Source organism: Lysinibacillus sp. UGB7, from assembly GCF_049058285.1.
Lineage (GTDB): Bacteria > Bacillota > Bacilli > Bacillales_A > Planococcaceae > Lysinibacillus > Lysinibacillus sphaericus_B.
The window spans coordinates 1-4,738 of the sequence record NZ_JBMGUV010000071.1; the positions used below are offsets into that span (position 1 = coordinate 1).

Genomic DNA, 4,738 nt, shown 5'->3' on the forward strand with positions numbered 1-4,738 from the left:
CGTACGCCTAACTTGTAAATTATAACTATAAATTCAAAACACTGTTTATAAATGAAGTGGAAAATTATTTTTTCTTCACCACGGAGTGGTGGAAACCGTTGATACATCAATGTTTATAGAGGGAGGGAGGTTAGTTTAAGAAGGTTTATACTGGATTGTATTGTAAATATTAGAATGTGGTAAAGTAAACCATTGAAAACATATTAAAAGATACGGAAAAATATTGGCGAATTGATAGGAGGTTGAACATATGAATGATAAGAAGAAGGGAAAATTACAAGTCACGGTAATAGTTTTAATGATATTAATATTGGTTGCTGCTTTTGTTTTAATTTTCTTAGGTCATTACAGTATGGCGTTTGTTTTATTTGGAATTTTTATTGTGAGTATTAATTTTATTAGTAATTGGATAGGAATTAAAAATGCAGATTACGTTTATAGAAAAATTCATAAGAATAATGATAAGTGGTAATTACGCTTAAGTACTCCTAAGCTTTTTTTAGAATTAAGTTTGTGAGTAAATGTACTTAAACAAACAGGGAGCTTTAGTTTAATAAGGCTCATTTAATTGATCAAACTTTTTTATAAAAATCTCATACTTAGTTAGAAAAATTAACTCCAATTTGATCAATCTTTTTTCAAAATGGAGTTTTTGCATTTGCTAATAAATAAAGGTTGAAGAAAATATTTTAATCAATCATTATTCTAAAGCTACACTAGAAAAAAATATTCAAACGAACTTAACAATTGATCAAATAATTGCTATTCAACGCTCTCATAAAATTGGCGTAAGAATATTAAACAAAGGAAATTAACGGTGAAGGGAGAATAATTGGGGATTTGTGGTATTATATAGTGAGCGAAGAAACAAGAATAAAATTTTCCAACGAGCTTCGCAAACCATTGAAATTACCAATAGAGGGTCCTGCCGACAAAACGCTACAGACCTAATTACTGTAAGACACTTTTTGGAAGGATAAATCAGTTCCTACATAGAATCGGCTGATATGGTATTTACTTAGGTTATAGTAACAGCTAGGTTTTAATAGCTGAGAATTAGTTGTTGAAAAATTATTATAAAAAATAATTATTTAAAAAAGGAGAGATTTCATTATTTATGTTTAAAAATTTTTTTGGAAAGTGCTTAGTAACTTTTTTGGTTTTACTTTTACTTATCCCTGTTTTTACAAATCAAAAGGCTACAGCTAATTCACTACCTCAAAATGAAATGCGTGCAGCCTGGATTGCAACAGTATCTAATATTGATATGAAGGCAGGTATGAGTAAAACCCAATATACTCAATGGGTTCAAAGTACCTTAGATAAATTAAAAGCTGATAACTTTAATACAGTTATTTTTCAAGTTAAGCCATTAAATGATGCACTGTACCCGTCTAAGCTTGCTCCATGGTCATCGTATATAACAGGCAATACACAAGGGACCAATCCGGGTTTTGATCCATTGCAAATAATGCTGGACGAAGCACATAAGCGAGGATTAGAACTTCATGCTTGGGTAAACCCATATAGGGTCACTATGCCTTCGCAATCTTTGTCTAATCTTGCTGCCGATAATGTAGCCCGTAAAAATTCTAATTGGGTAGTGAAATACGGTAAACAATACTATTTAGATCCTGGTTTGCCGGAAGTTCAAAATTACTTATTATCAACCATAGAAGAATTAGTAAGCAACTATGATATCGACGCTGTACATATGGATGATTACTTCTATCCTTATAAAATAAAAGGAGAGACTTTTCAAGATCAACAAACTTTTAAAAAGTATGGTGGCTCTTTCAATAATATTGAAGACTGGCGCAGAAATAATGTTAATCAATTAGTAAAAAAGGTTTATGCAAGCATTAATGCAATTAAACCTCATGTTCAATATGGAATATCTCCGTTTGGAATTTGGCGAAACAAAGGGCAAGATTCTACTGGTAGTAACACGAATGGAATGAGTAACTACGATGATATTTATGCTGATACAAGACAGTGGATTAAAGATGGAAGTATCGATTATATTGCTCCTCAAATCTATTGGTCCAGAAATCATAAAGCAGCAAGTTACTCTGTTTTATTAGATTGGTGGGGAAGAGAAGTTCAAACGTACGCAAAAGCCCATCCTGTTAATCTATATATTGGCATGGCCGATTATAAAGTTGGAAATGATTCTGATACTGCATGGAATAATAAGACGGAACTTATCAGCCAAGTAATCGCCAACAGAGCAAATAAAAATGCTCAAGGACAAATGCATTTTTCTCTAAGAAGTATTAACAATAACGCTCTTGGATATGCTTCTTATCTAAATCAGCAACTATACAATTATAAAGCTTTAACACCTACAATTTATTGGAAAGGCTCTGCAATACCTTTATGTCCAACTGATGTTAAATTGAGTAAAGAGTCTTTCGGCATGAAGCTTACTATTACAGATAAAAATAGTACTCAACCAAGGAAATATGTAATATACCGATTTGATGGAACAAAAGAAGGATCATACGAAGACGTTAAAAATATAGTAGACGTGGTTTATAACACACAAGGTAATACTGTTTATGTAGATACTATTGCAAATAATAGTAAAGTATACACATATGGTATAAAGTCTATATCTGCTACAGGTGTGGAAAGTAAAACTGCTTTTGTTCTAAAAGACGGAAATCCTTACCAGCACCAATAGAGCCAACACCTGAAGGGCCAGAGCAACCAGAAAAACCTGTAGATCCAAAGCCTAATATTACATTCAACGATATCTCCACGAAAACTGGGCTAAGGACATGATTGAAGACATCGCAGCTCGTGGTATTATCACAGGCTATCCAGACTGCACGTTTCGACCGAATGAACCAATTAAACGTAAGCATATTGCAGTCATGATCGCACGGACTTTTGAGCTAACACTTAAACGAAAGGACGTATCATTTAGTGATGTATCAACGAGTCAGCCATACTTATGAGGCAATTACAAGTTTACAATAGGCAGCTATTGTAAACGGTTCAAACGGGGCATTCAGTCCAGATGAATCGCTAACACGTGGACAAATGGCGGAAATACTTGTACTCGCATTTGGTATCCCACCAGCTGGGACAAGCACATTCCAGGACGTTCCAACAACACATTGGAGCTATGACTATATTGCCGCACTAGCATATAACGGCATTGCATTGGGTTACAATGGTAATTTCAGACCAAATCAGGCAGTGACACGTGTACAATTCGTGGCATTTATGTACCGTGTCATGAAATAATCACAACGAAGCACTCTACAAAATTCAAGTTTCAGAATTTTATAGAGTGTTTTATTGTATGCTTTGAAAACCTTCTGCTCAGCAGGGGACTATCAGTGGACGAAGGAATATACGTGACTAAAGAATTATTAAACACAATTTACGAAGAGAATCAAGGCGAGGCGAGTGAACGAATGATGAGAGGGATGGGAAAATGAGCGATACAAGGACCAAATTGATGCTGGATTTGCAAAGAATTGAGAAGGATGAGTATCAGTTACGCGAAGGTGAGCAGCATCAAGATTTCTTACCTTTGTTACTTCAATATATTGGCGATCCTCAGCCAGAATTACGGGATAACCTGATATATCCGATGTTTTATATGTGGATTAAGGAAGAGAATAGGTTCAGTGAAGAGGAGTTGCGTAGCCTCTTAACTGTTCTGACTGATGAGAACCATTTGTTCTATAATATTGGCAACGAGGATGATCAGTCAGTTTTTACAAGGACGTTCTCTGCCTTGCCTATCGCTTTGATTGTGCAACGCCACAGACAGAATCCATTTTTCAATCAAGCTGAAATTGAGCAATTGATGCATGCAATGCTCCGTTATTATAAAGAGGAGAAGGATCTGCGAGGTTACCTTTCAGTAGGAGGCTGGGCTCACAGCGCGTCTCACGGTGCAGATGTTTTTGTCGAGCTGGTGCAGTGCGAGGAGAGCAGCGTCGCAATGCTGCGTGAGGTTCTTGTCGCTATTTCTGGCATGCTTCATAATGGTAGACACGTTTTTAGCGATGAGGATGATGAGCGGTTGGTCAACATCGTGGATACGATGATTGAAAAAGAGTTACTTCTACATCAAGAAATCGCTGATTGGATTAGCGGCTTAGCGCAATGCTGCCATTTGCCGAGAAGTCGCAGTCAGGTGATTGCTCGCGTGAACAGCAAGAATTTTTTACGCAGTCTCTATTTCAGAAGGGGACAAGATAGCCGAGGGAATGCGCTTAACATTGTCATGCTTGCTACTGAGGCAAAATTGAACAGGTTTTCTATCAGTTAAAGGATTAGAGGGGCTGTCCCAAAAGTCATGGAAAATTGGCTGAGGGATTGCCCCATTTTATGTCAAGAAAAACAAAAAGAAACCATCCTTTGGTAAAATGGAAGTGCCACCCACAACGTACAAAAGAAGAGGCAAGTATTCCAGATTTACAAAAATTCCGGTGAGGGTTTGAACATCATTGATTACCAGACAATAGAGATTGAACCAATTAAAAACAGCAAATTAATTTACGGTAAAACTGACTTTGCTAAGCTTGAATCGTATTTAATTAAATGGGGAAGGCCAACGAGTCTTACATAAGCCTTAGTTCTTTGTTTGACACCCTCTGGCATGTTCCTCCATTAAAGGGCGCAATTGTTGAACAACATAGCTGGAAAAAGATCAAACTTTTTTATAAAAAATGTATACTAATTCATAATAGAAGAATTCATTTTGATCAATCTT

5 protein-coding genes are annotated in these 4,738 nt (G+C 35.9%); all 5 read left to right on the top strand.

What is annotated here, in order from left to right; genetic code table 11:
- Nucleotides 1–250: 250 nt before the first annotated feature.
- The 5 genes from ACOMCU_RS27795 (at nt 251) to ACOMCU_RS27815 (ending at nt 4,294) form a co-directional block, all read left to right on the top strand.
- Entirely contained in the window at nt 251–472 is a 222-nt protein-coding gene (locus ACOMCU_RS27795) for a hypothetical protein (RefSeq protein ID WP_010858136.1), read from the top strand.
- A 645-nt stretch (nt 473–1,117) separates the two neighbouring features.
- The gene (locus tag ACOMCU_RS27800) at nt 1,118–2,686 is read left to right on the top strand and encodes a glycoside hydrolase family 10 protein (RefSeq protein ID WP_421052267.1); all 1,569 of its coding nucleotides are present in this window, start codon (nt 1,118–1,120) and stop codon (nt 2,684–2,686) included.
- A 97-nt stretch (nt 2,687–2,783) separates the two neighbouring features.
- Nucleotides 2,784–2,963 (top strand): S-layer homology domain-containing protein, encoded by a 180-nt coding sequence (locus tag ACOMCU_RS27805; protein ID WP_421052268.1) that lies wholly within the window; start codon nt 2,784–2,786, stop codon nt 2,961–2,963.
- 85 nt (nt 2,964–3,048) lie between these two features.
- Nucleotides 3,049–3,255, top strand: coding sequence for an S-layer homology domain-containing protein (locus tag ACOMCU_RS27810; RefSeq protein WP_010858139.1), 207 nt, complete (start codon nt 3,049–3,051; stop codon nt 3,253–3,255).
- Nucleotides 3,256–3,448: 193 nt separating this feature from the next.
- A complete protein-coding gene (locus ACOMCU_RS27815; protein WP_421052269.1) occupies nt 3,449–4,294 on the top strand; it encodes a DUF2785 domain-containing protein in 846 nt (281 codons plus the stop codon).
- Nucleotides 4,295–4,738: the final 444 nt, after the last annotated feature.